Consider the following 26,289-nt stretch of genomic DNA (forward strand, 5'->3'; position numbering starts at 1 on the left):
CTACGCGCGGCCACCGACGTCGGTGGCCCTGGGATCGGTCAGGCTTCGAGTGCTCCGGCGGCCCCGAGCACACCGACGTCCTCGAGCCGCTCGAGCAGGCCCGCACCGTCGCTGTCGCTCACCCACGGCACCTCGGCCGCCGCATGGTCGTTCACGGCGGTGCGCCCACCCGCGAGCACCGCCTCGGCGGGGGAGAGGCGCCGGATGGCGACCGCCACCACCTGCGACGGGTGCTCGTCGGTGAAGGTCGTGTAGATCGCGTCGTCGTGCTGGCCGTCGTCGCCGATCAGGAGCCAGCGCACGTGGGGGAACTCCTCGGCGAGACGCCGCAGGTTGGAGAGCTTGTGCGCCCTGCCGCTGCGGAACCACCGATCGTGGGTCGGGCCCCAGTCGGTGAGCAGCAGCGCTCCGGGAGGGAACACGTGGCGGCTGAGGAACCGGATCAGCGTCGGCGCGATGTTCCACGCCCCGGTCGAGAGGAAGATGAGCGGGGCGCCGGGGTTCTCGCGCACGACGCGCTCCATGAGCACCGCCATGCCCGGGACGGGCTGACGCGCGTGCTCGTTGACCACGAACGAGTTCCACGCCGCGAGCAGCGGACGGGGGATCGCCGTCACCATGACCGTGTCGTCGATGTCAGAGACGATGCCGAAGCCCACCTCGGGGGCGACGATGAAGGCTCGCGTCTCGACCGGCGTGCCGCCCTCCACCGACATCGTGAAGGTCTGCCAGCCGGGCTCGAGGTCCGCGGGGAGCCGGGTGTCGATCACGCCGCCGCGGTCGGCGACGACCTCGTGGTCGACGCCGGCGATCGTCACGGTGACCTGTGCGTACCCGATCGGGACCGCCGCGAAGCTGCGCCACCCACGGACCCCGGCGTACTCGCCGGACGTGGTCGGCTTCACCGGCGGAACGATCATCACGCGGCCGAGGACACGCACCCAGTCGGGTCCGCCGTAGCCCGGGAAAGGGGTGACCGTGGGAGTCTGGCCGCGGCGCCGGGCACGCCGTTCCCGCCAGGCGTGGAACCGGTACTCCAGGCGCGCGAGCCACAGGACTTTGGCGCGCACGTTCTGGGGATCGGTGTGGGGCACCCCTTCAGTCTTTCATGTCCGCCACGGGCGACTCGTCCGGGCCATCGTGCTCGAGGTGCTTCCGCTCGGCCCGCTCGATCACCTTCTTGCTCACGAACACGAGCACCAGGAACAGCACGATGACACTTACGAAGATGTAGCCCGCGTAGTGCAGCTGGTCCGCGAGCTCGCGGTACGTGCCGGCCGCGAGGGCCGCGACAGAGATGTAGAGCGTGGACCAGATCACGCACGCCGGGATCGTCCACGCGAGGAACCGGCGATACGGGTAGCCGCTCATCCCGACCGTGAGAGGCACGAGCGAGTGAAGCACCGGCAGGAACCGGGAGATGAAGATCGCGGGTCCGCCGCGCCGCCGCAGATACCGCTCCGAGCGCTCCCAGTTCTCCTCGCCGATGCGCCGGCCGAGCTTCGAGTGCTGGATGCGGGGGCCGAGGAATCGACCGAGCCAGAAGCCGATGCTCTCGCCGACGAGAGCGCCGATCACCACGGCGATTCCGAGGATCACGCCCTCCAGGACGGACGAGACCGCGGTGCCGGCGACGATCACCACTGTGTCGCCAGGAACGACGAGCCCGATCAGGACGCTGGTCTCGAGCATGATCGCGAAGCCGGCGAGAAGCGTCCTGACGATCGGGTCGACGCTCTGCACGGCATCGAGCAGCCACGTCAGGAACTCGTTCACGCCCCGAGCCTAGAGGTCCGCGCCCCTCTAACCTGGGAACATGACGGAGCCCCTCGCCGCCGCGGCTGTCGCGCACTGGGTGGACCCGTCATCGGTCTTCGCGGCGCTCTTCGCCGACGAGCCCCACGTGTTCTGGCTGGATGCCGGGCCCGACGCGGGCGACGGCTGGAGCTGGATGGGGGTTGGGGTACCGGACTACGCCGCAAGGGTGAGGGCGACGGCCTGCGCGCCGGGTGCCTCCGGTTCGGAAGGCGGCCCGTTCCGCGGCGGCTGGGTCGGCTGGGCGGGCTACGACGACGCAGCGGCGCGCGCCGGCGCCCCCGCGTCGCACGCCGACGACGGCGTCCCGCCGGAAGTGTGGCTCCGTGTCGCCCGCCTGATCGCCTTCGACCATGCGCGCCGGCGCGTCCGCGCATACGCCTCGACACCGGAGGCAGCCGCCGCGCTGGCCGCGGCGGCCGCCGCGGCGACGTCCTCGCCGGTCAGGAGCGCGCCCGTCGACGCACGTGGCGCCGCGCGGGCGCGGCACGCCCCCGACGAGTACGCCGCGCTCATCGAACGCTGCCGCGACGCCATCCGGGAAGGCGACGCGTATCAGCTGTGCCTCACGACGCGCTTCGAGGTCGAGGCATCCGTCGATCCTGTCGAGGTCTATGCGCGCCTGCGCCGGGCGACGCCCGCGCACCACGGCGGATTCGTGCGGTCGGGCGAGCATGCGCTCCTGAGCGCGAGCCCGGAGCAGTTCCTCCGCGTCGAGCGCTCCGCCGATGGTGCGGCGACGGTGCGCACGCGGCCGATCAAGGGCACCCGCCCCCGGGGCGCGGACGCGGTGGCCGATGCGGCGCTGGCCGACGAGCTGCGGGCGAGCGAGAAGGAGCGCGCCGAGAACGTCATGATCGTCGATCTCATGCGCAACGACCTCTCGCGGGTGTGCGTGCCCGGCACCGTGGGGGTCGACGCACTGCTCGAAGTCGAGTCCTACCCCGCGGTGCATCAGCTCGTGAGCACCGTGTCGGGTCGGCTCGAGCCGGCGACGACGGTCGGCGCACTGGTCGACGCGACGTTTCCCGCGGGGTCGATGACAGGGGCGCCGAAGCTGTCGGCGATGACCATCCTGCACACGCTCGAGGCCGCGCCCCGCGGGGTGTTCTCAGGGTGCTTCGGCTGGGTCGGCGACGACGGCACGCTCGACCTCGCGATGGTGATCCGCTCGATCGTCGTCCGGCGGGACAGCGCCTACGTGGGCGCGGGCGGCGGAATCACGTGGCGATCGGATGCTGCCGCCGAGGTCGCAGAGGTAGGTATCAAGGCCCGCGGGCCCCTCGCCGCGCTGGGGGCGGCACTGCCGCCGGGCTGGTGAAGGCGCCGTTCCGCTAACCTGGAAGGCGCGCTTCGCGCGCTGCGCGCGCTTTCCGGCTTCCATGATTGGCACTTTCCACGTGAGTCAGACCGAAACCCCCGACATCTCTGCGCCCTCCGAGGGCTACGACGCGTATTCGATCCAGCAGAAGTGGCAGGCGCGCTGGGCCGAGGCCGATCCCTTCCGCGCCGGCGGCTCCGACGACACGCGCCCGCGCAAGTACGTGCTGGGCATGTTCCCGTACCCCTCCGGCGACCTCCACATGGGCCACGCCGAGAGCTACGCCTACGTCGACATCGTCGCCCGATTCTGGCGTCACCGCGGCTACAACGTGCTGAACCCCATCGGATGGGACTCGTTCGGCCTTCCGGCTGAGAACGCGGCGATCCAGCGCGGTGCCGATCCGCGCGAGTGGACCTACGCGAACATCGAGCAGCACAAGAAGAGCTTCCACGAGTACGGCTCGTCGTACGACTGGAGCCGCATCCTCCACACGAGCGACCCCGAGTACTACCACTGGAACCAGTGGCTGTTCCAGCGCCTCTACGAGCGCGACCTGGCGTACCGCAAGGAGAGCCCGGTCAACTGGTGCCCCAACGACCAGACGGTGCTCGCCAACGAGCAGGTCGTGGACGGGCACTGCGAACGCTGCGGCGCCGAGGTGATCAAGAAGAAGCTCACGCAGTGGTACTTCAAGATCACGGATTACGCCGACCGTCTGCTCGACGACCTCAACCAGCTCGAGGGCTTCTGGCCGCAGAAGGTCATCCGCATGCAGCGGAACTGGATCGGCCGCTCGGTGGGCGCCGACATCGACTTCGAGATCGAGGGCCGCGCCGACAAGGTGACCGTCTTCTCGACCCGCCCCGACACGCTGCACGGCGCGACCTTCATGGTCGTCGCACCCGACAGCGACCTGGCCGCCGAGCTCGCCGCCGGGTCGTCGGCCGAGGTGCGCATGCGCTTCCAGGACTATCTCGAGAGCGTGCAGCGCGAGACCGAGATCGAGCGCCAGAGCACCGACCGCCCCAAGACCGGCGTGTTCCTGGACCGCTTCGCGGTGAACCCCGTCAACGGCGACCGCCTGCCGGTCTGGGCGGCCGACTACGTGCTGGCCGACTACGGCCACGGCGCGGTCATGGCCGTGCCCGCGCACGACCAGCGCGACCTCGACTTCGCGCGCGCGTTCGATCTGCCGGTCAAGGTCGTCGTCGACACGACGGCCCCGATCACCGGGGCGATCCCCGTCATCGAGCTCGACGAGGAGGGCGTGCCGATCGATCCGGGCCCGCTCGAGACCCTGGCGGACCTCGACCCCGCGACCACCGGCGTCGCGCTGACCGGCGACGGCCGGGTGATCAACTCGGGCGCGCTCGACGGCCTGTCCAAGCGCAACGCCATCGCGCGCATCATCGAGCAGCTCGAGGCCGCCGGCACCGGGCGCGCCGCGAAGTCGTACCGCCTGCGCGACTGGCTCATCTCGCGTCAGCGGTTCTGGGGCACGCCGATCCCGATGATCCACACCGAAGACGGGCGCATCGTGCCGGTTCCCGCGGACCAGCTGCCGCTGCGTCTCCCTGACGCGCACGGACTGGACCTCGCACCCAAGGGCACGTCGCCGCTGGGCGGCGCGACCGACTGGATGCGGACGACCGACCCCGAGACGGGCGAGCCGGCGCTTCGCGACCCCGACACGATGGACACGTTCGTCGACAGCTCGTGGTACTTCCTGCGGTTCCTGGCGCCGAACGACCCGAACGAGGCGTTCCCGTCCCGTGAGGCCGACCGCTGGGCTCCGGTGGACTCCTACATCGGCGGCGTCGAGCACGCGATCCTGCACCTGCTGTACGCGCGCTTCATCACCAAGGTCCTCTTCGACATGGGGCTCATCGACTTCACCGAGCCGTTCTCGAGCCTCATCAACCAGGGCATGGTGCTCCTGGACGGCTCGAAGATGTCGAAGTCGAAGGGCAACCTCGTCGAATTCGCGTCGAGCATGATCGATCCCGGAGCCGACGCGGTGCGCACCGCGATCGCGTTCGCCGGCCCGGTCGAGGACGACATCAACTGGGAGGACGTGTCGACCACGGGCGCCCAGAAGTTCCTCGCGCGCGCCTGGCGCGTCGCGACGGATGTCACGAGCGACCCCGACGTGGTGTGGGCCGAGGGCGACGCGTCGCTGCGCCGTGTGACCCACCGCCTCCTCGCGGACGCGCCGGGGCTGGTCGAGCAGACGAAGTTCAACGTCGTCGTGGCCCGCCTCATGGAGCTGGTCAACGCGACGCGCAAGGTCATCGACACGGGCGCCGGCCCCGCCGACCCCGCCGTGCGCGAGGCCGCCGAGGCCACCGCGATGATCCTCGACCTGTTCGCTCCGCACCTGGCGGAGGAGATGTGGGAGATCCTCGGGTACGACGGGTTCGTCGGCCTGGTGCCCTGGCGCAACGCCGACCCGACCCTGCTCGTCGAGGAGAGCGTCACCGCGGTCGTCCAGATCGACGGCAAGGTGCGCGGCACCCTGCAGGTGCCCGCGCGCATCGACGCCGCCGAGCTCGAGCGCCTCGCCCGGGCGGACGAGAAGGTGGTCCGCTCGCTCGCCGGACGCGAGATCACGCGCGTCGTCGTCCGCCCGCCGAAGGTCGTGAGCTTCAGCACGCACTGACCTTCCTCCCCAGGAAGGCCGGGTCCCGGGGTCTGCACATCCCCGGGATCCGCTGCTCTCGCGCGGTCGCGGGCGACCTAGCGTGAGTCCGTGACAGCCGGCGACAGCTCCGAGAGCGCGTCGGCGGGTGCCGCCTCCGCGCGCCGTCGCCTCGGACTCGGCGCCGTCGTGGTCCTCGTCCTCGCGGCACTGGCGATCACCGTCGGCATCGGCATCGTCCGCGGCGCGACGGCGCCGGTCGAGCATGTCGTCGTCGACGAGACGCCCGTCGCGGAGGCGACGAACGCCGCTGAGCTGTACGTGCACGTGTCGGGCGCCGTACGCACCCCCGGCCTCTACGTGCTCCCCACGGGCTCGCGCGTCGTGGACGCGGTCGCGGCAGCCGGTGGCTTCGCCGACGACGCCGATCGCGATGCGGTGAACCTCGCACGCACCCTCGGCGACGGCGAGCAGCTGCCGATCCCGCGCGAAGGGGAGGCACCGCCTCCCGCTGATCCCGGCGCCGCGGCAGCGGGCACCTCGAGCGGGCTCGTCGACCTCAACACGGCGGACGCGACGCTCCTCGAGACGCTCCCGCGCATCGGCCCCGCCCTCGCCGAGCGCATCATCGCCTGGCGCGACGACAACGGCGGGTTCACGAGCATCGAGGACCTCCTCGCCGTCCCCGGCATCGGCGACAAGATGCTCGCGTCACTCCGCGACCTCGTGACGGTGTGAGGTGAGGCGTCGGCTCGGGCTGCGGCTGGTGCCGGTCGCGGGCGCGTGCTGGGCGGTCGCGACGGCATGCGTCCTGGCTCCCTCGGCGTCGCCGTGGATCGCCCTCACACTCTGGGTGATGGTCCCCGCTGCGATCGTCCTGCTCCTGGCGCTCCGCCGGGACGCCTCTCCGACGGCGCGACCACGCGGAAGACTCCGGATGCCGCGGCACTGCGTGCGCCGCGCGCTCGTGATCGTCGGGCTCGCGTGCGCCGCCTCGGCCGCCGCCGCATCCCATGTCGCGATGGCGCAGCCGGCACGCACCGCGGTCGCCGATCTCGCGCTGGACGGCGGCCGCGCGGTCGGCATCCGGGCCCACGTCGTCGGCAAGGTGGAGCGGCGCGGCGACGGCTCGCTCGAGTTCGACGCGCGCGCCACGCGTGTGTCGACCGGAGACGACAGCCGCGGGGCCGACGTCGAGATCACGGTGCGGGTCGATCCCGCCGACGTCGGCCACCCACGGCGGCTCGACGTCGGCGCGATCGTCGACGCCCAGGGCACCGCGACGCCCGGCCGGCCGGGGCAGCGCGCGGTCCTCGTCGTGTGGGCCTCGCGCGGGGTCGAGGTGCTCCGAGCGCCGCAGGGCCCCGCAGCCGCCACTGCCGGCCTGCGCCGCGGACTCGTCGACGCCGTGGACGGCCTGGCGGGAGAGGGCGCGGGGCTCGTGCCAGGGCTCGCTGTCGGCGACACCTCGATCGTGTCGCCGACACTCGATGCGGCGATGAAGGCGGCGTCGCTCTCGCACCTCACCGCGGTCTCCGGCGCCAACTGCGCACTGGTCGTCGGCATCGCGTTCGCACTGGCCGCGGCCGCGGGCGCATCGCGCGGACTCCGCGCCGCGTGCGGGCTGACCGCGCTCGTCGGGTTCGTGCTGCTGGTCACGCCCGAGCCGAGCGTCGTGCGCGCCGCCGCCATGGCCGCCATCGCGATGCTCGCCGTCCTGCTCGGCCGGGCCGGTGCCGGCATGGCCGTGCTGTCGGTCGCGGTCGCACTGCTCCTCGTGCTCGATCCCTGGCTCGCGGCGTCCCTGGGCTTCGCGCTGTCGGTCGTCGCGACGGGCTCCCTCCTGCTCTGGGCACGTCCGCTCGCCGCAGGGCTCGCTCGCGCCGTCCCACGCCCGCTGGCGCTCGCCCTCGCGGTCCCGCTCGCCGCACAGCTCGCGTGCGGGCCCCTCCTCATCCTCATCGAGCCCACGGTTCCGGTCTACGGCGTGCTGGCGAACCTCCTCGCCGGTCCCGCTGCGCCCGCCGCGACGGTGCTGGGACTCGCCGCGTGCCTGAGCGCACCCCTTCCATGGCTGCAGTCCGGGCTCGCAGTCATCGCCTGGGTGCCCGCATCGTGGATCGCCGCGACCGCCACGACCATCGCGGCACTGCCGGCCGATGCGCTGCCGTGGATCCAAGGCTGGCCGGGCGCCGTCGCCCTCGCGGCCGTGGGGCTCGCCGTCGGCCTCGCCATCGCGCTCGATCGTGGCGGCCAGCGGGCGCGCCGGATCGTCCGCGGGGGTTCCGTCGCGGTCGTCGCCGTCCTCGCCGGCGCCGGGCTCGGCGCGGCCGCTCTGACCTCGATCGCGGGTCGCTGGACCCTGCCCGCCGACTGGTCGGTGCTCGCGTGCGATGTCGGTCAGGGCGACGCCGTCCTGCTGCGCTCGGGGCCGGCTGTGGCCCTCGTCGACACCGGTCCCGACCCCGAGCCGCTCGCGGCGTGCCTCTCGCGCGCCGGCATCGAGCGCATCGACCTCCTCGTTCTCACGCACTTCGACCTCGACCATGTCGGCGGACTCGACGCGGTGCGAGGCCGCGTCGGCATGGTGCTCCACGGACCGGTGGACGCCGACGGACGCGCAGCGGTCGCCACCCTGACATCCCTGGGCGCACGGGCGACGGAGGCATCGGCGGGGCTCGCCGGTGCACTCGGCGACGCGCGGTGGCGCGTGCTCTGGCCGAAAGCGGGCAGCCGCGCGTTCCCCACCGGCAACGACGCGAGCGTGGTCCTCGATGTGCGGGGCGGCGGCATCCCCCCGACGCTGCTGCTGGGCGATCTCTCCGCCTCGCCGCAGCGGCTGCTGACGGCCTCCGGCGCGCTCGCACCGCCGTACGCGATCGTCAAGGTCGCCCACCACGGGAGCGCCGACCAGGATCCGGACCTCTACGTCGCCGCCCGGCCCTCGGTCGCGCTCGTCACCGTCGGAGTCGGCAACGACTACGGTCATCCGCGCGACGAGGCGCTCGCGATCGTCGACGGTGTGGGCGCCCGGATCGCGCGGACCGACCTCGACGGGGCGATCGCTCTCCGGGCATCGGGAGCCGGTGCGATCGCGATCTGGCGTGACCGCGGCGGGTGAGCGAGCGGCCGCCGTCGGCGGCCCTCGGTAGGCTGGGGGAATGGCTTCCCCCGCACGCCGAGCACCCGCGAAGGCCGCGCGCAGCGCCATTCCCCAGCTGTCGTGGCGGGCTCCGCAGCCGGCGCCGATCGTCCTCGTCTCCGGACCCGAGGAGGTCTGCGCCGAGCGCGCGATCGCGGGAGTGCGCGACTACCTCCGCGCGGAGGATCCGACGCTCGAGGTGTCCGACGTCCGCGCCGACGACTACGCCGCCGGCACGCTGCTGGGTGTGACCTCACCGTCGCTGTTCGGCGAACCGCGGCTGGTCCGCGTGAGCGGCGTCGAGAAGTGCTCCGACACGTTCCTCGCGGAGGCCGTGGCGTACCTCGCCGCCCCGCAGGACGGCGCGACGGTCGTCCTCCGCCACACCGGCGCCAGCGTGCGCGGCAAGAAGCTGCTCGACGCGATCCGCGCCGGCCAGGGGTCCGGCGTCGAGATCGCGTGCCCCGCCGTCAAGCGCGACTCCGACCGCTTCGACTTCGCCGCCGGCGAGTTCCAGGCCGCGAAGAAGCGCATCGCGCCCACGGCGCTGCGCGCGCTCGTCTCCGCGTTCGCGGACGATCTCACCGAGCTCGCGGCGGCGTGCCAGCAGCTCATCGCCGATGTTCCCGGTGACATCACCGACCAGGTCGTCGAGCGCTACTACGGCGGCCGGGTCGAGACGTCGGCGTTCACCGTCGCCGACACGGCGATCGCGGGCCGCTACGGCGAGGCGCTGATCGCGCTGCGCCACGCCCTGGCGTCGGGCGCCGATCCGGTGCCCCTGGTCGCCGCCGTCGCCCTGAAGCTGCGCACGATGGCGAGGGTCGCCGGCAATCGCGAGCCGGCGGCCGCCCTCGCCTCGCGCCTGGGGATGAAGGACTGGCAGGTCGATCGGGCCCGCCGCGACCTGGTCGGGTGGAACGAGGAGAGCCTCGGTCGCGCCATCCAGGCGACGGCACGGGCGGATGCCGAGGTCAAGGGCGGTTCGCGCGACGCCGTGTTCGCCCTCGAGCGCATGATCACCGTGATCGCGACGCGCGCACCGTACGGCGCCTGACGCGGCGGTCCGCGGAGATGCGAAAGGCCCGCCCCTCACGGGACGGGCCTTCACGCGACCTCACGGCCGCGAAGCTCGTGGAAGCCTCAGAGCGCGGCGACCTGCTTGGCGATGGCCGACTTGCGGTTCGCCGCCTGGTTCTTGTGGATGACGCCCTTGCTGACGGCCTTGTCGAGCTTCTTGGTCGCCGTGCCCAGCGCCTTCTCGGCCGCGGCCTTGTCGCCGGCCGCGATCGCCTCGCGGGTGCGACGCACGTGCGTCTTCAGCTCGCTCTTGACGGCCTTGTTGCGCTCGCGCGCCTTCTCGTTGGTCTTGTTGCGCTTGATCTGCGACTTGATGTTCGCCACGTGTCGACGTTCTTTCGTTCGAAGGTGAATCGGATTGATGTGCCGGTCAGCGAGAGAGGGGCGCTTCGCGGCGGTCGTGAGGGCGAACCCACACGCAAGCCAAACAAGGATTCTATCAGGTGATCCGGTGGGCCCTTGACACTCACAGGGCTCGCGCGGCGGAGCCCTTCGATGATGCATGATCTACGCGTGGGAGCGCGCTCACCCGGACGCGCTCAGTGACGAAGGAGTCCGCCGTGCCGCAGCATCCGTCCGTCGATCTCTCGCCGTTCCCGCCGGGGTTCCGGTGGTCGGCGGCGACCGCCGCGTTCCAGGTGGAGGGCTCGCGCACCGCGGACGGACGGGGCCGGTCGATCTGGGACGACTTCGTCGGCACCGCGGGCGCTGTGCGCGACGGGGCGACGGCGGAGCCGGGTCCCGACAGCTATCGCCGGCATCACGAGGATGTCGCGCTCCTGTCGGCGCTCGGCGTGGACCGCTACCGCTTCTCGATCTCGTGGGTGCGGATCCAACCAGTGCCCGGTGGGCCCGTGCTGCAGGCCGGGCTCGACTACTACCGACGGCTCGCCGACGACCTTCTCGAGGCGGGGATCACGCCCTTCGCGACGCTGTACCACTGGGATCTGCCGAGCGTCCTGGAGGAGCGCGGCGGATGGCTCGACCGTGAGACGGCGCTGCGTTTCGGCGACTACGCCGAGAACGTCGCGCGGGCGCTGGGCGACCGCATCCGTCACTGGTACACGCTCAACGAGCCGGTCTCGACCTCGCTGCAGGGCTATGCCGTCGGCACGCTCGCGCCGGGCCGGCAGCTGCTGTTCGGCTCGCTGCCGACCGTGCACCACCAGCTGCTGGCGCACGGTCTCGCCCTGCGCACGCTGCGTGCTGCGGGTGCTGAGGAGGTCGGCATCGTCAACAACCACACGCTGGTGCTGCCGGCGGGCGAGACGGATGACGACCTCGAGGCGGCTGCCGTCTACGACCTGCTGCACAACCGGCTGTTCGCCGATCCGGTGCTGTCCGGCGCATACCCCGACCTCGAGGCGTTCGGCATCCCGCCGATGCCCGTCGAAGAGGGCGATCTCGAGATGATTTCGGCGCCAGGGGACTTCTACGGCATCAACTTCTACAACCCGACGACCGTCGCTGCGGCGCTCGAGGGCAGCCCCGTCCCGTTCGAGATCGTGCCGACGCCCGGCGCTGCGGTCACCGGGTTCGGACCGGAGTGGCCGATCGTGCCGGCGGCGCTGACCGACCTCCTGCTCGGCTTCCGGGAGCGGTACGGCGACCGCCTGCCGCCGCTCGTCATCGGCGAGAACGGCGCTTCGTTCCCCGAGCCGGATCACGTCGACGGTCCGGTCGCCGACGCCGACCGCATCGCATACCTCGCGGGCCACGTCGACGCAGTGGGCGCCGCAGCGCGCGCCGGCGTCGATGTGCGGGAGTACACGGTGTGGTCGCTGCTGGACAACTTCGAGTGGGCCGACGGCTGGTCGCAGCGGTTCGGACTCGTCCATGTCGACTTCGACACGGCCGCGCGCACGCCGAAGGCCTCCTTCGACTGGTACCGCGCCCTCATCGCGGAGGCGCGGGCGTGAGCGGGCGGGAGGGCGCCAAGGTCGGCGCGCGCTGGTTCACCCTCTTCACGCTCGCGTGGCTCGCACTGTGGACGGTGCAGCTCACCCCACTGCAGCTGCTCATCCCCCTTCAGCTCGACACCCCCGACGACGCCGACGGGTGGGTGACGGGGGTGGTGTCGTCAGGGCTGGTGCTGGCGATCGGCGGCATCGCCGGCGTGATCGCCGCTCCGGTCGCCGGCGGCCTGTCCGACCGCACGCGCGGGAGGTTCGGGCGCCGCCGGCCCTGGGCACTCGGCGGCGTGTGGCTCGGCACCGCGTCCCTCGCGGCGATCGCGTTCGCGTCCGGACCGTGGGGCGTGGGACTCGCCTGGGTGGGCGTCTCTGTGGGGGTCGCCGTCGCATCCGCGGCCTTCACCGCGCTCATCGCCGACCAGCTGACGACGCAGCGGGGCGCAGCATCCGCCGCCGTCTCCTCCTCGCAGGCACTCGGCATCGTCGTGGGCGTCGGCGTCATCGTGCTGCTCGAACTCGGCGTCGTCGTCGGCTACCTCGTGCTCGCCGGCCTGCTCGCTGTCGTCGGTACCGCGGCGGCGCTCCTCCTGCCGGACCCGCCCGCGCGCGCCGAAGTCGCCGTGGCCCGCCAGGTGCGCACGCTCGGCGAGCGACTCGCCGCCCTCCGCGATCGTGACTTCGCATGGCTGCTCGCCGGGCGCCTCACGGTCAACGTCGGCAACGCACTCGGAACGGGCCTGCTGCTCTTCTTCCTGCTCTACGGTCTGCACCGCGACCCCGCGACAGCCGAGGACGAGCTGCTGCTCCTGATCGTGGTGTACACGCTGTTCGTCGTGGGCTCCTCGATCGCGTCGGGGTGGATCTCGGACCGCACCGGACGGCGGATCCCCTTCGTCGTGTGGTCGGCCGTCGTGCAGGGACTCGCGTCCATCATCCTCGTGGTGGCGCCGTCGTTCACGACGGCGATGGCCGCCGCGGCGCTCCTGGGTGTCGGCTACGGCGCGTACATGTCGGTCGGACTCGCCCTCGGCACGGACCTTCTCCCGCATCCCGAGGATCACGCCCGCGACCTCGGCTTCGTGAACGTCTCCGCGAGCCTCGGCCAGCTCATCGGCCCGCTCCTCGGCGCCGGCCTCGTCGCCCTGGTGGGCGGCTTCTGGCTGCTGTTCCTCGTCGGCGGCGTCCTGTCGATCGCGGGCGGACTGATGACCTTGGCGATCCGCAGCAGGGAGCGCGCCGCGTCAGCCGTCTGAGGTCTCGAGCGTCGCGAGCGCCACCTCGAGCACCGCATCGAACACGCGCGGCCGCATCACCGTCACGTGATGGGTGGTCCGCGGCACCACGATGAGCTCGGCGTGCTGAGCGACCCTCATGAACAGTCTCTCGTTCACGCGGAGCTGGTCCCACTGCCCGTTGACGAACCACAGCGGGACGTCGATGCGATGGAGGGCCGCCAGCAGATCGAGCACCGAGAGACTGCGCAGCGCGATGTCCTGCGCATCCAGCGCGTAGCCGCCGGCGCCGAAGTCGGAGCGGGTCTCGTCGGGGAGGATGCGGTCGAGCATGCGATCGGTGAGCCACATGCCGCGGTCGGGCAGCGAATCGAAGCCGCGCGCGAGCACGCGGTACGTCGCGAGCCCCACGCCGCGGGGGATCGCCGTGCAGGATGCCGCGATGAACCCCGCGACGGGCGGCGGCTGCTCGGCCCCCACGTACTCGATGCACAGCAGGCCACCCATCGAGTGCCCCGACAGCAGCACCGGGCCGCGCCCGGCGGCCGCGCGCACCGCGGAGTCGATCGTCTCGAACGCCGCCTCGAGCGTGAACTCCTCTGCCATCCGCGAGCCGTGACCGGGCAGGTCGACGGCCGTGACGGGGTTCCCGCGAGCCGTCAGGTACTCGACCTGGGCACGCCACATGGTCGCGGACGTCCGGATGCCGTGCACGAGCACGACCTGGACGACCATGACGCCAGGCTAGCCGCGACCGCGCACCTAGCATGGGCGGCATGCCCGAGATCGCCCCGCACATCGCGCGCATGCCCGGTTCCGGCGTGCGCCACATCCTCGAGCGCGCCCTGCGCCGCCCCGGCACGATCATCCTTGCGGTGGGCGAGCCGGGAGAGGTCGCGGGGGAGCGGATCCGGGATGCCGCGTCCCAGGCGTGGCAGGACGGCGCGATCCGGTACACCCCGAACGGCGGCATCCGCGCGCTGCGCGAGGCGATCCGAGACAAGCTGGCGCGCGAGAACGGGCTCGAGGTCGACCTCGAGCAGGTGTGGGTGACGGTCGGCGCCACCCAGGCGCTGCACCTCGCGATGGCGCTCACGCTGTCCCAGGGCGACGAGGTGCTCGTGCCGGACCCCGGCTACACCACCTTCACGATGAACGCCCACCTCCTGCAGGCGACGCCGGTGCCGTACCCGCTGCGTCCCGAGCGCGCGTTCCAGCCCGACCTCGGCGAGCTCGAGTCGCTCGTGACCCCGCGAACGCGTGCGCTCATCGTGAACACACCCTCCAACCCGCTGGGCTCGACGTTCGATCGGGAGACGCTGGAGGCGCTCATCGCCCTCGCCCGCCGTCACGACCTGTGGCTCATCAGCGACGAGGTGTACGAGCGTTTCACGTGGGGTGAGCCCCACGTGAGCCCGGCGACGCTCGACGCCGACGGCCGCGTGCTGTCGGTGTTCTCGATGTCGAAGACGTACGCGATGACGGGGGCCCGCGTCGGATGGCTCGTCACGCCCGTGGGATGGCGCCCGACGATGCTCCGAGTGCAGGAGTCGGTGGTGAGCTGCGTCGACGAGCCTTCGCAGCGCGCCGCCGTCGAAGCGCTGACCGGCGACCAGACGGCGGTCGCGCACAGCGCGGCGCACTATCGCGACAACCTCGCCGCCGCGACGTCACTCCTCGACGCGCGGGGCTTGCGCTACCTCGATCCGACCGGCGCGTTCTACCTCTGGATCGACGTCTCGCACGTGTCCGGCGGCGATGTCGTGTCGTGGTGCGAGCGGTTCCTCGACGAGCAGGGAGTGGCTGTCGCCCCCGGCAGCGCGTTCGGCGCCTCGGGCGAGGGATGGATCCGCGTGTGCGTGGCGAGCGATCGCGCCGAGCTGCTCGAGGGCCTCGGGCGGATCCCCGCGCCCGCCTGAGCGCGAGGCCCGTCTTCCCCCGGGGCGGTGCCGCCGGGCGCGCACCCGTACAATCGTCTGGACATGTCACCGCGCGCCCTGAAGCCCCTCGAGCCCTCTGCCACGCCGCCCGAGCTGATCCGCAACTTCTGCATCATCGCCCACATCGACCACGGCAAGTCGACGCTGGCCGACCGCATGCTGCAGATCACCGGCGTCGTCTCCGACCGCGACATGCGCGCGCAGTACCTCGACCGCATGGACATCGAGCGCGAGCGCGGGATCACGATCAAGTCGCAGGCGGTGCGCATGCCGTGGGCCACCGCCGACCAGACCTTCGCGCTGAACATGATTGACACGCCCGGCCACGTCGACTTCACGTACGAGGTCTCGCGCTCGCTGGCGGCCTGCGAGGGGGCGATCCTGCTCGTCGACGCGGCTCAGGGGATCGAGGCCCAGACGCTCGCCAACCTCTACCTCGCGCTCGAGAACGACCTGCACATCATCCCGGTGCTCAACAAGATCGATCTGCCCGCCGCCGACCCCGAGAAGTACGCCGCGGAGCTCGCCGGGCTCATCGGCGGCTCACCGGACGACGTCCTGCGCGTGAGCGGCAAGACCGGCATGGGCGTCGAGACGCTCCTCGACCGCATCGTCGAGCAGATCCCCGCCCCGAAGGGGAACGCGGATGCCCCGGCCCGGGCGATGATCTTCGACTCTGTCTACGACTCGTACCGCGGCGTCGTGACGTACGTCCGCATGGTCGACGGCAAGCTGGAGCCGCGCGAGCGCATCCAGATGATGTCGACGAAGGCGACGCACGATCTCCTCGAGATCGGCGTGTCGAGCCCGGAGCCCGTGCCCACGAAGGGTCTCGGAGTCGGAGAGGTCGGTTACCTGATCACCGGCGTGAAGGACGTGCGCCAGTCCAAGGTCGGCGACACCATCACGAATCAGCGCAAGCCCGCGGGCGAGGCGCTGGCCGGCTACACGGACCCGAAGCCGATGGTCTTCTCGGGCATCTACCCGATCGACGGCAGCGACTACGCCGACCTCCGCGAGGCGCTCGACAAGCTCAAGCTGTCGGACGCGTCGCTCCAGTACGAGCCCGAGACGTCGGTGGCGCTCGGCTTCGGCTTCCGCTGCGGCTTCCTGGGCCTGCTGCACCTCGAGATCATCACCGAGCGGCTCTCCCGCGAGTTCGACCTCGACCTCATCACGACGGCGCCCTCGGTGACGTACGAGGTCACCACCGACACCGGCGAGACGGTCGTCGTCACCAACCCGAGCGAGTACCCCGACGGCCGCGTCGCAGAGGTCTCCGAGCCGGTGGTCAAGGTCGGCATCCTGCTGCCCAAGGACTATGTCGGAACCGTCATGGAGCTGTGCCAGTCCCGCCGCGGCTCGCTCCTGGGAATGGACTACCTCAGCGAGGACCGGGTCGAGCTGCGCTACCACATGCCCCTCGGCGAGATCGTCTTCGACTTCTTCGACCAGCTGAAGTCCAAGACCCAGGGCTACGCGAGCCTGGACTACGAGCCCGCCGGCTCGCAGACCGCCGACCTCGTCAAGGTCGACATCCTGCTGCAGGGAGACAAGGTCGACGCCTTCAGTTCGATCGTGCACCGTGAGAAGGCCTACGCCTACGGCACGATGATGACCGAGCGCCTGCGCAAGCTCATCCCGCGCCAGCAGTTCGAGGTGCCGATCCAGGCCGCCATCGGCGCCCGGATCATCGCTCGCGAGAACATCCGAGCGATGCGCAAGGACGTCCTCGCGAAGTGCTACGGCGGCGACATCTCCCGCAAGCGCAAGCTCCTCGAGAAGCAGAAGGAGGGCAAGAAGCGCATGAAGATGGTCGGTCGCGTCGAGGTCCCCCAGGAGGCGTTCATCGCCGCGCTCTCAGGGGACGTCGAGGGTCCTGCCAAGAAGTGATGCGACTCGCGAAGTAGGCTGGAATCCATGCGTCGAGGAACCTTCCGTGACGACACCGTCGACTATGCGGCTGTCGGCGCGACCCAAGCGCCGGATCTGATGCAGTACCCGCCGGAGCGCAGCATCCCGGCGGAGCAGTCGTGGCGGATCGGCAGCGGTGAAGCCCGCTTCCGGGCCGCGGGCGAGGCGCTGATGTCGTGGACGGCGCAGCGGGGCGCCGGACTCGAGGTCACCGACGTGCGACCCGCCTCCGGGCCGATGTACTCCGGCGTGAGCTTCGACGCCGAGGGCAACCCCGTCAAGCCCAGTCGCTCCGAGGCCGAGCAGCGCTTCGACGCCGACGGCACCCCGTTCGTCGGCCCAGGCACGACGATCCGCGTCGATGGCCGCGTCAGGGGCCTCCGCGCGGACGCCGAGCTGCGCGTCATCTTCGCCGTCGAAGAGCCCCGTCGGGTGGGCTTCGCGCTCGGGACCGTGAGCGACTCGGTCGTCAGCGGCGAGGAGTCGTTCATGCTCGACTGGTACGAGAACGACGAGGTCTGGTTCACGGTCCGCGCGTTCGACGCGCCGCACGCTCTCCTGTACCGGATGCTTCCGGCGCTCACGAAACGGCGCCGCCGCGAGCTGTTCACCCGGTACCTGCGCGCGATCTCGCCGCTGTACACGACCCCCGCGTGAGCCGCTGATGGGCTCTGCTCTTCCGCTCGGCGAGCCCGTTCCCTCGGACGGATCGCTGCCGCCGGGTACCCGCATCGATCCGGCGACCGAGTTCAGCGTGTACCTGCACGTGCCCTTCTGCCGCGTGCGCTGCGGGTACTGCGACTTCAACACGTACACATCGTCCGAGCTGCGCGGCGCCCGCCAGGACGAGTACGCCGACACGCTCCTCCGCGAGATCGCGCTCGCCGCGCGGGCCCTCGACCGCGCTGGCGGGAACCGCCCCGCATCGACGGTGTTCTTCGGCGGAGGGACACCGACCCTCCTCCCGCCGGGCGACCTCGCCCGTATGCTCGCCGGCGTCCGCGATACGTTCGGCATCGCCGACGGCGCCGAGATCACGGTCGAGGCCAACCCCGACACCGTCACCCCTGCAGTCGCGGCCGAGCTCGCGGCATCCGGCGTCACGCGCCTCTCGGTCGGCATGCAGTCCGCCGTTCCGCACGTCCTCGCCGCGCTCGACCGCACGCACGACCCCGACAACGTGCGCACCGCCGTCGCGGCTGCGCGCGGCGCCGGGCTCGACGTCAGCGTGGATCTCATCTACGGCGCACCGGGCGAGTCGCTCGGCGACTGGCGTTCCTCGGTGGAGGCGGCGGTCGCGCTCGAGCCCGACCACGTCTCGGCGTACGCGCTCATCATCGAGGACGGCACCAAGCTCGCGCGCCAGATCCGCCGGGGCGAGGTCGCAGCCCCCGACGACGACCTCCAGGCCGACATGTACGAGCTGGTCGACGACCTCCTCGAGCGTGCGGGCTTCGACTGGTACGAGGTGTCGAACTGGGCGCGCGGCGACGGTCACCGCTCGCGGCACAACCTCGCCTACTGGGTCGGGGCGGACTGGTGGGGGTTCGGCCCCGGTGCGCACAGCCACGTCGCGGGCGTGCGGTTCTGGAACGTCAAGCACCCCGCGGCCTACGCCCAGCGGCTCGCGGCGGGGGAGTCTCCGGCAGCAGGACGCGAGATCCCGGATGCTGCGGCCCGCACCCTCGAGACCGTGCTGCTGCGCACCCGCATCCGCGACGGGCTGCCTGTCGAGGCGCTCCTCGGCGAGGGCCGTCACTCGGTCGCCGCGCTCATCGCGGACGGTCTCATCGAGGGTCCGGCGGCGCTGCGGGGGCGGGTCGTGCTCACCCGCCGGGGCCGCCTCCTCGCCGACGCCGTGGTCCGTGCTCTCACCGACTGACCCGGGACGTCATCCACGTGGAGGACGGGTCGGACGTCGCGCAGCGTCGCTCGACGATCCTTCGAGGGGCATCGGATAGAATTGGCACTCCAGTCATGCGAGTGCCAGATCCGGCGTGAGGAGGCGGGATGGTCAGCGAACGAGGCCTGCAGGTGCTGCGGGCGATCGTCCAGGACTACGTCGACACGCGCGAGCCGGTCGGCAGCAAGGCGATCGTCGAGCGTCACGCCTTCGGCGTGTCCGCGGCGACCATCCGCAACGACATGGCGCTGCTCGAAGACGAGGAGCTCATCGTCGCACCGCACACCTCTTCCGGCCGGGTGCCCACCGACAAGGGCTACCGCGTCTTCGTCGACCACCTCGCCGAGCTGCGGCCCCTTTCTGCGGCGCAGCGCTCCGCGATCGCGTCGTTCCTCAACGGCTCGGGCGACCTCGACGACGTCCTGGTGCGCACGGTGCGGGCGCTCACCCAGCTGACCGGCCAGGTCGCGATCGTGCAGTATCCCTCCTTCGCCCGTGCGACGATCACCCACGTCGAGCTGGTGCAGCTCGGCGGAGGACGCATGCTCGTGATCCTCGTGACCGACACCGGCCGGGTGTCGCAGCGCCTCACCTTCGTCGGCGAGGACTTCGACGACGCCGACCTCGCGCACATCCGCGCCGGCCTCGGCACCCTGCTCGTCGGCCGGCCGGTGCGCGAGGGACTGCAGCGCATCGCCGAGCGCCTCGAGGGTCCCGATGCGCAGGCCCCGGCGCACGAGCGCGCGACCGACGAGATCGTGCGCGCCGTCGCCGAGGAGCTCGAGGAGTTCCGCCAGGACAAGCTCGTCATGGCCGGCAGCGCCAACCTCGCCCGCCGCGAGTCCGACTTCCGCGGCAGCATCTACCCGCTCCTCGAGGCGATCGAGGAGCAGGTGACCCTGCTCCGGCTGATGGGCGAGATGGTCGCCGACGAGCACGGCCTCTCGGCGAGCATCGGCCGGGAGAACGAGGCGTTCGGCCTGGCCGAGGCATCCGTCGTCGCCAGCGACTACGACGCGACGGGCTCCCTCGCTCGCGTCGGCGTGCTGGGCCCGACGCGCATGGACTACCCCACGAACCTCGCGACGGTCCGCGCCGTCGCGCGCTATCTCACGCGCATGCTCGAGCAGGACGAGAACTCCCGCTGACGCGGACGCGCACACACGATTCCGCGGCACCGCCGCGGCAGGAAGGCGAAAGTGGCTGACCACTACGAGGTCCTCGGCGTCTCACGCGAGGCCACCACCGACGAGATCAAGAAGGCCTACCGGCGGCTGGCCCGACAGCTGCACCCGGACGTGAACCCGGGGGAGGAGGCTTCCGAGCGGTTCAAGCTCGTGACGCACGCCTACGACGTGCTGAGCGATCCCGAGCAGCGGGCGCGCTACGACATGGGCGGCAACGACTCCCCGTTCGGCGGGGCGGGCGGCTTCGGCGGCTTCAACGACATCTTCGAGACGTTCTTCGGGGCGGCGGGCGGGTCGCGCGGCGGCCGGCCGCGATCGCGCCGTGAACGCGGCCAGGACGCGCTGGTGCGCGTCACGCTCGAGCTCGCCGACGTCGTGTTCGGCACGCACCGCGACATCGAGGTCGACACCGCCGTCGTGTGCGAGACCTGCCAGGGCTCCTGCTGCCAGCCGGGGACGAGCCCGGTCACATGCGACATCTGCCACGGCACCGGCAACGTGCAGCGCCAGGTGCGCAGCCTCCTCGGCAACGTCGTCACGACGCAGCCGTGCAACGTCTGCCAGGGCTACGGCACGACGATCCCGTACCCGTGCGCCACCTGCCAGGGTCAGGGCCGCGTGCGTGCACGTCGGACGGTCTCGCTCGACATCCCCGCCGGTGTCGAGACCGGACTCCGTCTGCAGCTGCCGGGTTCCGGCGAGGTCGGCCCCGCGGGCGGCCCCAACGGCGATCTCTACATCGAGGTGACGGTTCAGCCGCACGAGGTGTTCAGCCGCGACGGCGATGACCTGCTCGCGACGCTCGAGGTCTCGATGCCCGACGCGATCCTGGGCACCACGACGACCATCCAGTCCCTCGACGGCCCCGTCGACCTGGAGGTGCGGGCGGGCGTGCAGGCGGGCGACGTCCTCACCATCAAGGGCCGCGGCATCACACCGCTGCGCGGCACGCAGCGCGGCGACCTCAAGGTCGGCGTGCACGTCGTCACGCCCACGCGGCTCGACCACAAGGAGCGCGCTCTCATCGAGGAGTTCGCCAAGCGCACCAAGGCGCCCTCCCCGAAGCTCGCCGAGTTCCACCAGGGCCTGTTCGCCAAGCTCCGCGACCGCTTCCGGAACGTCTGACCCGTGGCGCTGCACTTCCTCCTCGACCAGCCCGTCGACGCCGCTCCCGGCGACGCCGTGACGCTCACCGGCGCGGAGGCGCACCACGCGGCGACGGTGCGACGCGTCCGGGTCGGCGAGGAGGTCACGGTCGGCGACGGCCGTGGCGCGTGGCTCACCGGCCTGGTCGAGTCGGTGGCGCCGCGCGAGGTGGTGATCCGCATCGACGGACGCACGGATGCCGCGCCCCCGCGCCCGCGCATCGTGCTGGTGCAGGCGCTGGCCAAGGGCGACCGCGACGAGCTCGCCGTCCAGGCGGCGACCGAGCTCGGCGTCGACGAGATCGTGCCGTGGCAGGCCGCGCGCAGCGTCTCGCGATGGGACGCCGCGAAGGCGGCGAAGGGCCGCGCGCGCTGGGGGACCATCGTGCGCGAGGCCGCGAAGCAGGCCCACCGCGCGTGGGTGCCGGAGGTGGCGGAGCTGACCACGACGGCCGCCCTCGCGCGCCGGGCGGCAGCATCCGTCGTCCTGATTCTGGAGCCGACGGCGACCGAGCGGCTCAGCGGGCTCGCGCTGGAGCAGGGCGACGAGCGCGACGTCGTGCTGGTGGTCGGTCCCGAGGGCGGCATCGCCCCGGAGGAGCTCGACTCCCTCTCAGCCGCCGGCGCGCGACTCGTCCGCCTCGGCGAGACCGTGCTGCGCACCTCGACGGCCGGTCCCGCGGCGCTGGCCGTCGTCAGCACCGCCCTCGGCCGCTGGTGACGGTTCGACAGGCTCACCGGGCGGGGCGCGGCCGTCCCCGTGCGCACCCCCGTCGGTAGACTTGCGCCATGAGTGAACCGTCGATCTTCACGCGCATCCTGGACGGCGAGATCCCGTCCGAGATCATCGCAGAGACCGAGAACGCATTCGCCATCCGCGACATCGCCCCGAAGGCACCCGTGCACCTGCTGGTGATCCCCAAGTCCGGGGAGTACCGCAACGTCGTCGAACTCGCTGCCGGCGACCCGGACCTCATGGCGGAGCTCGTGGGCCTCGCGAACACGATCGCCGCCGAGCATTCCGACGGGGACTTCCGCCTCGTCTTCAACACCGGCCCGAACGCGGGCCAGACCATCTTCCACGTGCACGCCCATGTGCTCGCGGGAGGCCTCGAAGAGAAGAGTGTCGGTGCCTGATCAACCCGGTCATGAGACGGTGAGCGACCACGTCGAGGTCGACGGCGTCGCGATGGTGCAGCTGCTCGGTCCGCAGGACCGCCTGCTGCGGGTCGTCGAGAAGGAGCATCCGGGTGTCGACGTGCACGTGCGCGGCAACGAGATCACGCTCACGGGCGAGGCGCCGGCGGTCGCCGCAGCGCGGTCGCTGGTCGACGAGCTCGTCGCGATGACGAAGGCGGGCCAGTCGCTCGGCGAGGACGACGTCGCCTCGTCGAACCGCATCCTCCGCAGCGAGGGCGGTCCCCGCCCGTCGGAGGTGCTGGGCGAGGCGATCCTGTCCTCGCGCGGCAAGGTCATCCGCCCGAAGACCCTCGGCCAGAAGGCGTACGTCGACGCGATGGAGGAGAACACGATCGTGTTCGGCATCGGCCCCGCCGGTACCGGCAAGACGTACCTCGCGATGGCGAAGGCCGTCCAGGCGCTGCAGCGCAAGGAGGTCAGCCGCATCATCCTGACGCGGCCGGCCGTCGAGGCGGGGGAGCGCCTCGGCTTCCTCCCGGGCACGCTCACCGACAAGATCGACCCCTACCTGCGCCCGCTGTACGACGCGCTCAACGAGATGATGGATCCGGAGCTCGTGCCGAAGCTCATGGCGACCGGCACGATCGAGGTCGCCCCGCTGGCGTACATGCGCGGACGCACGCTCAACGACTCGTTCGTCGTGCTGGACGAGGCGCAGAACACGACACCCGAGCAGATGAAGATGTTCCTCACGCGCCTCGGCTTCGGCACCCGCATGGTCGTCACGGGCGACATCACGCAGATCGACCTGCCGCAGGGCGCGTCGGGTCTGCGCCTGGTGACCCGCGTGCTCGGCGACATCGACGACATCCACTTCTCGTACCTCACGAGCGACGACGTCGTGCGCCACACCCTCGTCGGCCGGATCGTCGACGCCTACAGCGAGTACGACGAGCGCCGTCTCGCCGCGCGGCGGGAGCGGGACGAGGCCTCCGAGTTCGCGAACCGCGCCGAGCGCCGCGCCGCCACCGTGCGCGGCGGCGGACCCCGTGACCACCTTCCGAAGCGAGGACGCCCATGACCATCGAGATCGGCAACGAATCGGGGATCGCCGTCGACGAGACGGTGCTGCTGCGTCTCATGGAGCACAACCTCGCCGAGCTGCACGTCAGCCCCGACGCCGACGTGGCGATCCTGCTCGTCGACGAGGGCGCCATGGAGGCGCTGCACGTGCAGTGGATGGACGAGCCCGGTCCGACGGACGTGCTGAGCTTCCCGATGGACGAGCTGCGTCCGGGCACCGAGGACGCGCCCACACCCGCGGGGCTCCTCGGTGACATCGTGCTCTGCCCGCAGGTCGCCGAGACGCAGGCGGTCGCAGCCAAGCACTCGACGCTCGACGAGCTCATCCTCCTGACGACGCACGGCCTCCTGCACCTCCTCGGATTCGATCACGCCGAGCCGGAGGAGGAGCGCGAGATGTTCGGACTGCAGCGCGAGCTCATCACCTCGTTCCAGGCGTCCGAACGCCGACGACCTCGCGCATGACCGCCGCCCTCCTGCTCGTCGCCGCGGCGCTGCTGCTCGCGTTCGGCGCCCTCATGGTCGCGATCGACGCGGCGCTCAGCGTCACTTCGCGGGCGGATCTCGCCGAACTCGGCGCGGGCGGTCGCAACTCGGCGTCGCTGCGCAGGATCGCCGACGACCCCGACGCGCACGCCAACGCCGTGATCTTCATCCGCGTCCTGGCCGAGACGACTGCCGCAGTGCTCGTGACGGTCGCATTCGTCGACCTCTTCAACAGCATCTGGTGGGCCATGCTGGCCGCCGCCGTGCTCATGACCGGCATCTCGTACGTCGTCGTGGGCGCGAGCCCTCGCACGGTGGGCCGGCTCCACGCGAAGGGCCTGCTGCGCGGCGCCGCACCGATCGTCCGCGGGGTGCGCATCATCCTCGGACCGCTCGCCCACGGCCTCGTCGCTCTCGGCACGCGCATCACTCCGGGGGCGTCCCGCGGCTCGTCGTTCGCCTCCGAGGAACAGCTGCTCAGCATCATCGACGAGGCGGCCGAGAACGAGCTCATCGAGCAGGACGACCGCGAGCTGATCCACTCGGTGTTCGACTTCACCGACACGTTCGTCCGCGCGGTGATGGTGCCGCGCACCGACATGGTGACGGTGGATGCCTCGACCTCGACACGCGAGGCCATGACGATCTTCCTCGAGAAGGGCGTCTCGCGCGTTCCGATCGTCGACGACGACGCGGACGACGTCGTAGGCGTGCTGTACCTCAAGGACCTCGTGCAGTTCGGCTTCCGCGACGAGACGGGCTGGCGGGATGCCCCGATCAGCCGCATAGCGCGGCCTGCGGTGTTCGTGCCGGAGTCCATGAAGGCAGAGACCCTGCTGCAGCAGATGAAGCGCGACGCCGTGCACGTGTGCCTCGTCGTCGACGAGTACGGCGGCGTGTCGGGTCTCGTGACCCTCGAAGACCTCATCGAGGAGCTCGTGGGCGACATCTCGGACGAATACGACGCCCGTGCCGACGAGGTCACCGAGCTCGAGCCGGGCCACTACCGCGTCAGCGCCAGACTCGGCCTCGACGAGGTCGGCGACCTGTTCGGCCTCGAGCTCGAGGACGAGGACGTCGACTCCATCGGAGGACTCCTCGGCAAGGCGCTCGGGCGCGTGCCGCAGCCGGGCGCGACCGCCGAGTACGCCGGGCTCGTGCTCACCGGCGGCGCATCGCGCGGGCGCGGACGCGGCATCTCGACGGTGTTCGTCGAGCGCGGCGACCCCGCGCTGGACATCGGACGCTCGCCGCGCACCGGCGAGATCCGCATCGTGAGCCCCCGCACCGGCGAGATCCGGCTGCCTCGGAAGGAAGAGACGTCATGACCGAGAACGAGCCCACGCCGGAATCCGAGCCCGGCTCCGCGCACGAGCCCGCTGCAGGCCGCTCCGGCTTCGTCACGTTCGTCGGACGCCCCAACGTCGGCAAGTCGACGCTGACGAACGCCCTGGTCGGCGAGAAGGTCGCGATCACCAGCGACAAGCCGCAGACGACGCGCCGGGCGATCCGCGGCATCCTGAACCGCCCCGGCGGTCAGCTCGTCATCGTCGACACCCCGGGACTCCACAAGCCGCGCACGCTGCTGGGGCAGCGCCTCAACGACCTCGTCGAGCAGGTGCTCGGGGACGTCGACGTCATCGGCTTCTGCGTGCCCGCGACCGAGAAGGTCGGACCCGGCGACCGCCGCATCGCGGAGTCGCTCAGCGGGTACGGACGCGCCAAGAAGGTGGCGATCGTGACGAAGACGGATGCGGCCACCCGCGAGCAGATCACCGAGCGGCTCATCGAGGTCGACCAGCTGCGCGAGGACTGGGCCGCCGTCATCCCGCTGTCCGCCTTCACGCGCGACCAGCTCGAGGTCCTGAGCGACGAGCTGCTCGCCCTCATGCCGGAGGGTCCGGCGCTGTACCCGGAGGGCGTCGTCACCGACGAGTCGACCGAGGACCGCATCGCCGAGATCATCCGGGAGGCCGCGCTCGACGGCGTGCGCGACGAGCTCCCGCACTCGATCGCGGTCGTCGTGCAGGACGTGGAGCCCCGCGAGGACTCCGACCTCACCGACATCTACGCCGACATCGTCGTGGAGCGCGACAGCCAGAAGGGCATCATCATCGGCCACAAGGGCTCCCGGCTGCGCGACGTCGGCGCCCGCGCACGCGCACAGATCGAACCGCTCCTCGGCACCAAGGTGTTCCTCAAGCTGCACGTGCGCATCGCGAAGGAATGGCAGCGCGATCCCAAACAGCTGGGGCGCCTCGGCTTCTGAAGCAGGAGAGCGGACGGATGCCGCGATCCGGCCCTCGCGGCCCCGGAGAGGCGTAGCCTGGCGATGAGCCGTCCGGAG

At 71.5% G+C, this 26,289-nt stretch carries 23 protein-coding genes; 19 read left to right on the top strand and 4 right to left on the bottom strand.

The features are described 5' to 3' along the window. Window positions 1-38: 38 nt before the first annotated feature. Both ACFQ7C_RS08180 and ACFQ7C_RS08185 read right to left on the bottom strand, forming a co-directional pair. On the bottom strand, window positions 39-1,094 hold the full coding sequence (locus ACFQ7C_RS08180; protein WP_378899005.1) for an App1 family protein: 1,056 nt from the start codon (window positions 1,092-1,094) through the stop codon (window positions 39-41). A 4-nt stretch (window positions 1,095-1,098) separates the two neighbouring features. Continuing rightward, window positions 1,099-1,776, bottom strand: a complete 678-nt coding sequence (locus tag ACFQ7C_RS08185) for a DedA family protein (protein WP_378899006.1) — start codon at window positions 1,774-1,776, stop codon at window positions 1,099-1,101. A gap of 40 nt (window positions 1,777-1,816) precedes the next feature. Between ACFQ7C_RS08185 and pabB the strand changes: the two genes are divergently transcribed. The 5 genes from pabB to holA all read left to right on the top strand — a co-directional run bounded on the left by pabB (window position 1,817) and on the right by holA (window position 9,976). Next, window positions 1,817-3,136, top strand: coding sequence for an aminodeoxychorismate synthase component I (gene pabB / locus ACFQ7C_RS08190; RefSeq protein ID WP_378899007.1), 1,320 nt, complete (start codon window positions 1,817-1,819; stop codon window positions 3,134-3,136). Window positions 3,137-3,197: 61 nt separating this feature from the next. After that, complete coding sequence (gene leuS, locus ACFQ7C_RS08195; protein ID WP_378899008.1) at window positions 3,198-5,798, top strand: leucine--tRNA ligase; 2,601 nt, start codon at window positions 3,198-3,200, stop codon at window positions 5,796-5,798. A gap of 90 nt (window positions 5,799-5,888) precedes the next feature. Further along, a complete protein-coding gene (locus ACFQ7C_RS08200) occupies window positions 5,889-6,515 on the top strand; it encodes a helix-hairpin-helix domain-containing protein (protein ID WP_378899009.1) in 627 nt (208 codons plus the stop codon). Between the two features lie 199 nt (window positions 6,516-6,714). Then, window positions 6,715-8,898, top strand: a complete 2,184-nt coding sequence (locus ACFQ7C_RS08205; protein WP_378899010.1) for a ComEC/Rec2 family competence protein — start codon at window positions 6,715-6,717, stop codon at window positions 8,896-8,898. A 40-nt stretch (window positions 8,899-8,938) separates the two neighbouring features. Then, the gene (holA, locus tag ACFQ7C_RS08210; protein WP_378899011.1) at window positions 8,939-9,976 is read left to right on the top strand and encodes a DNA polymerase III subunit delta; all 1,038 of its coding nucleotides are present in this window, start codon (window positions 8,939-8,941) and stop codon (window positions 9,974-9,976) included. An 86-nt stretch (window positions 9,977-10,062) separates the two neighbouring features. Here holA and rpsT read toward each other — a convergent pair whose 3' ends face one another. Continuing rightward, entirely contained in the window at window positions 10,063-10,323 is a 261-nt protein-coding gene (rpsT, locus tag ACFQ7C_RS08215) for a 30S ribosomal protein S20 (protein ID WP_045302706.1), read from the bottom strand. 236 nt (window positions 10,324-10,559) lie between these two features. Between rpsT and ACFQ7C_RS08220 the strand changes: the two genes are divergently transcribed. Continuing rightward, entirely contained in the window at window positions 10,560-11,918 is a 1,359-nt protein-coding gene (locus ACFQ7C_RS08220; RefSeq protein WP_378899012.1) for a GH1 family beta-glucosidase, read from the top strand. Beyond that, the gene (locus tag ACFQ7C_RS08225; RefSeq protein WP_378899014.1) at window positions 11,915-13,165 is read left to right on the top strand and encodes an MFS transporter; all 1,251 of its coding nucleotides are present in this window, start codon (window positions 11,915-11,917) and stop codon (window positions 13,163-13,165) included. The genes ACFQ7C_RS08220 and ACFQ7C_RS08225 overlap by 4 nt, the downstream gene beginning before the upstream one ends. Here the strand turns inward: ACFQ7C_RS08225 and ACFQ7C_RS08230 are convergent. Beyond that, window positions 13,154-13,879, bottom strand: coding sequence for an alpha/beta fold hydrolase (locus ACFQ7C_RS08230; RefSeq protein ID WP_378899016.1), 726 nt, complete (start codon window positions 13,877-13,879; stop codon window positions 13,154-13,156). The two genes, ACFQ7C_RS08225 and ACFQ7C_RS08230, sit on opposite strands and share 12 nt — an antisense overlap. 41 nt (window positions 13,880-13,920) lie before the next feature. On the opposite strand from ACFQ7C_RS08230, the gene ACFQ7C_RS08235 reads away from it, so the two are divergent. The 12 genes from ACFQ7C_RS08235 (at window position 13,921) to era (ending at window position 26,211) form a co-directional block, all read left to right on the top strand. Continuing rightward, window positions 13,921-15,063, top strand: a complete 1,143-nt coding sequence (locus ACFQ7C_RS08235) for a pyridoxal phosphate-dependent aminotransferase (protein ID WP_378899018.1) — start codon at window positions 13,921-13,923, stop codon at window positions 15,061-15,063. A gap of 63 nt (window positions 15,064-15,126) precedes the next feature. After that, window positions 15,127-16,977, top strand: coding sequence for a translation elongation factor 4 (lepA, locus tag ACFQ7C_RS08240; protein WP_378899020.1), 1,851 nt, complete (start codon window positions 15,127-15,129; stop codon window positions 16,975-16,977). Window positions 16,978-17,004: 27 nt separating this feature from the next. Then, entirely contained in the window at window positions 17,005-17,655 is a 651-nt protein-coding gene (locus tag ACFQ7C_RS08245) for a DUF1990 family protein (RefSeq protein WP_378899022.1), read from the top strand. A 7-nt stretch (window positions 17,656-17,662) separates the two neighbouring features. Beyond that, complete coding sequence (gene hemW, locus ACFQ7C_RS08250) at window positions 17,663-18,880, top strand: radical SAM family heme chaperone HemW (RefSeq protein WP_378899024.1); 1,218 nt, start codon at window positions 17,663-17,665, stop codon at window positions 18,878-18,880. Window positions 18,881-19,008: 128 nt separating this feature from the next. Next, complete coding sequence (gene hrcA, locus ACFQ7C_RS08255; RefSeq protein WP_378899026.1) at window positions 19,009-20,049, top strand: heat-inducible transcriptional repressor HrcA; 1,041 nt, start codon at window positions 19,009-19,011, stop codon at window positions 20,047-20,049. A 51-nt stretch (window positions 20,050-20,100) separates the two neighbouring features. Continuing rightward, window positions 20,101-21,213 carry a molecular chaperone DnaJ gene (gene dnaJ / locus ACFQ7C_RS08260; RefSeq protein WP_378899027.1) on the top strand — a complete coding sequence of 371 codons (1,113 nt, stop codon included), beginning with the start codon at window positions 20,101-20,103 and terminating at the stop codon, window positions 21,211-21,213. Between the two features lie 3 nt (window positions 21,214-21,216). Beyond that, a complete protein-coding gene (locus ACFQ7C_RS08265; protein WP_378899028.1) occupies window positions 21,217-21,954 on the top strand; it encodes a 16S rRNA (uracil(1498)-N(3))-methyltransferase in 738 nt (245 codons plus the stop codon). 68 nt (window positions 21,955-22,022) lie between these two features. Next, entirely contained in the window at window positions 22,023-22,370 is a 348-nt protein-coding gene (locus ACFQ7C_RS08270) for an HIT domain-containing protein (RefSeq protein ID WP_378899030.1), read from the top strand. A 52-nt stretch (window positions 22,371-22,422) separates the two neighbouring features. Further along, a complete protein-coding gene (locus ACFQ7C_RS08275; protein ID WP_378899133.1) occupies window positions 22,423-23,454 on the top strand; it encodes a PhoH family protein in 1,032 nt (343 codons plus the stop codon). Continuing rightward, window positions 23,451-23,921, top strand: a complete 471-nt coding sequence (ybeY, locus tag ACFQ7C_RS08280) for an rRNA maturation RNase YbeY (RefSeq protein ID WP_159844058.1) — start codon at window positions 23,451-23,453, stop codon at window positions 23,919-23,921. Before ACFQ7C_RS08275 ends, ybeY begins: the two co-directional genes overlap by 4 nt. Beyond that, on the top strand, window positions 23,918-25,270 hold the full coding sequence (locus ACFQ7C_RS08285) for a hemolysin family protein (RefSeq protein WP_378899032.1): 1,353 nt from the start codon (window positions 23,918-23,920) through the stop codon (window positions 25,268-25,270). The genes ybeY and ACFQ7C_RS08285 overlap by 4 nt, the downstream gene beginning before the upstream one ends. Continuing rightward, window positions 25,267-26,211, top strand: coding sequence for a GTPase Era (gene era, locus ACFQ7C_RS08290; RefSeq protein WP_378899034.1), 945 nt, complete (start codon window positions 25,267-25,269; stop codon window positions 26,209-26,211). The genes ACFQ7C_RS08285 and era overlap by 4 nt, the downstream gene beginning before the upstream one ends. Window positions 26,212-26,289: the final 78 nt, after the last annotated feature.

Source organism: Microbacterium sp. NPDC056569, assembly GCF_042793475.1.
Taxonomy (GTDB): Bacteria; Actinomycetota; Actinomycetes; order Actinomycetales; family Microbacteriaceae; genus Microbacterium.

Bases quoted from the DNA above. Each gene is read 5' to 3' on its own strand.
- era (WP_378899034.1), top strand. From the start codon at position 25,267: ATGACCGAGAACGAGCCCACGCCGGAATCCGAGCCCGGCTCCGCGCAC.
- ACFQ7C_RS08235 (WP_378899018.1), top strand. From the start codon at position 13,921: ATGCCCGAGATCGCCCCGCACATCGCGCGCATGCCCGGTTCCGGCGTG.
- ybeY (WP_159844058.1), top strand. From the start codon at position 23,451: ATGACCATCGAGATCGGCAACGAATCGGGGATCGCCGTCGACGAGACG.
- lepA (WP_378899020.1), top strand. From the start codon at position 15,127: ATGTCACCGCGCGCCCTGAAGCCCCTCGAGCCCTCTGCCACGCCGCCC.
- pabB (WP_378899007.1), top strand. From the start codon at position 1,817: ATGACGGAGCCCCTCGCCGCCGCGGCTGTCGCGCACTGGGTGGACCCG.
- ACFQ7C_RS08245 (WP_378899022.1), top strand. From the start codon at position 17,005: ATGCGTCGAGGAACCTTCCGTGACGACACCGTCGACTATGCGGCTGTC.
- leuS (WP_378899008.1), top strand. From the start codon at position 3,198: ATGATTGGCACTTTCCACGTGAGTCAGACCGAAACCCCCGACATCTCT.
- hrcA (WP_378899026.1), top strand. From the start codon at position 19,009: ATGGTCAGCGAACGAGGCCTGCAGGTGCTGCGGGCGATCGTCCAGGAC.
- ACFQ7C_RS08285 (WP_378899032.1), top strand. From the start codon at position 23,918: ATGACCGCCGCCCTCCTGCTCGTCGCCGCGGCGCTGCTGCTCGCGTTC.
- ACFQ7C_RS08230 (WP_378899016.1), bottom strand. From the start codon at position 13,879: ATGGTCGTCCAGGTCGTGCTCGTGCACGGCATCCGGACGTCCGCGACC.
- ACFQ7C_RS08275 (WP_378899133.1), top strand. From the start codon at position 22,423: ATGGTGCAGCTGCTCGGTCCGCAGGACCGCCTGCTGCGGGTCGTCGAG.
- holA (WP_378899011.1), top strand. From the start codon at position 8,939: ATGGCTTCCCCCGCACGCCGAGCACCCGCGAAGGCCGCGCGCAGCGCC.
- ACFQ7C_RS08205 (WP_378899010.1), top strand. From the start codon at position 6,715: ATGCCGCGGCACTGCGTGCGCCGCGCGCTCGTGATCGTCGGGCTCGCG.
- hemW (WP_378899024.1), top strand. From the start codon at position 17,663: ATGGGCTCTGCTCTTCCGCTCGGCGAGCCCGTTCCCTCGGACGGATCG.
- ACFQ7C_RS08270 (WP_378899030.1), top strand. From the start codon at position 22,023: ATGAGTGAACCGTCGATCTTCACGCGCATCCTGGACGGCGAGATCCCG.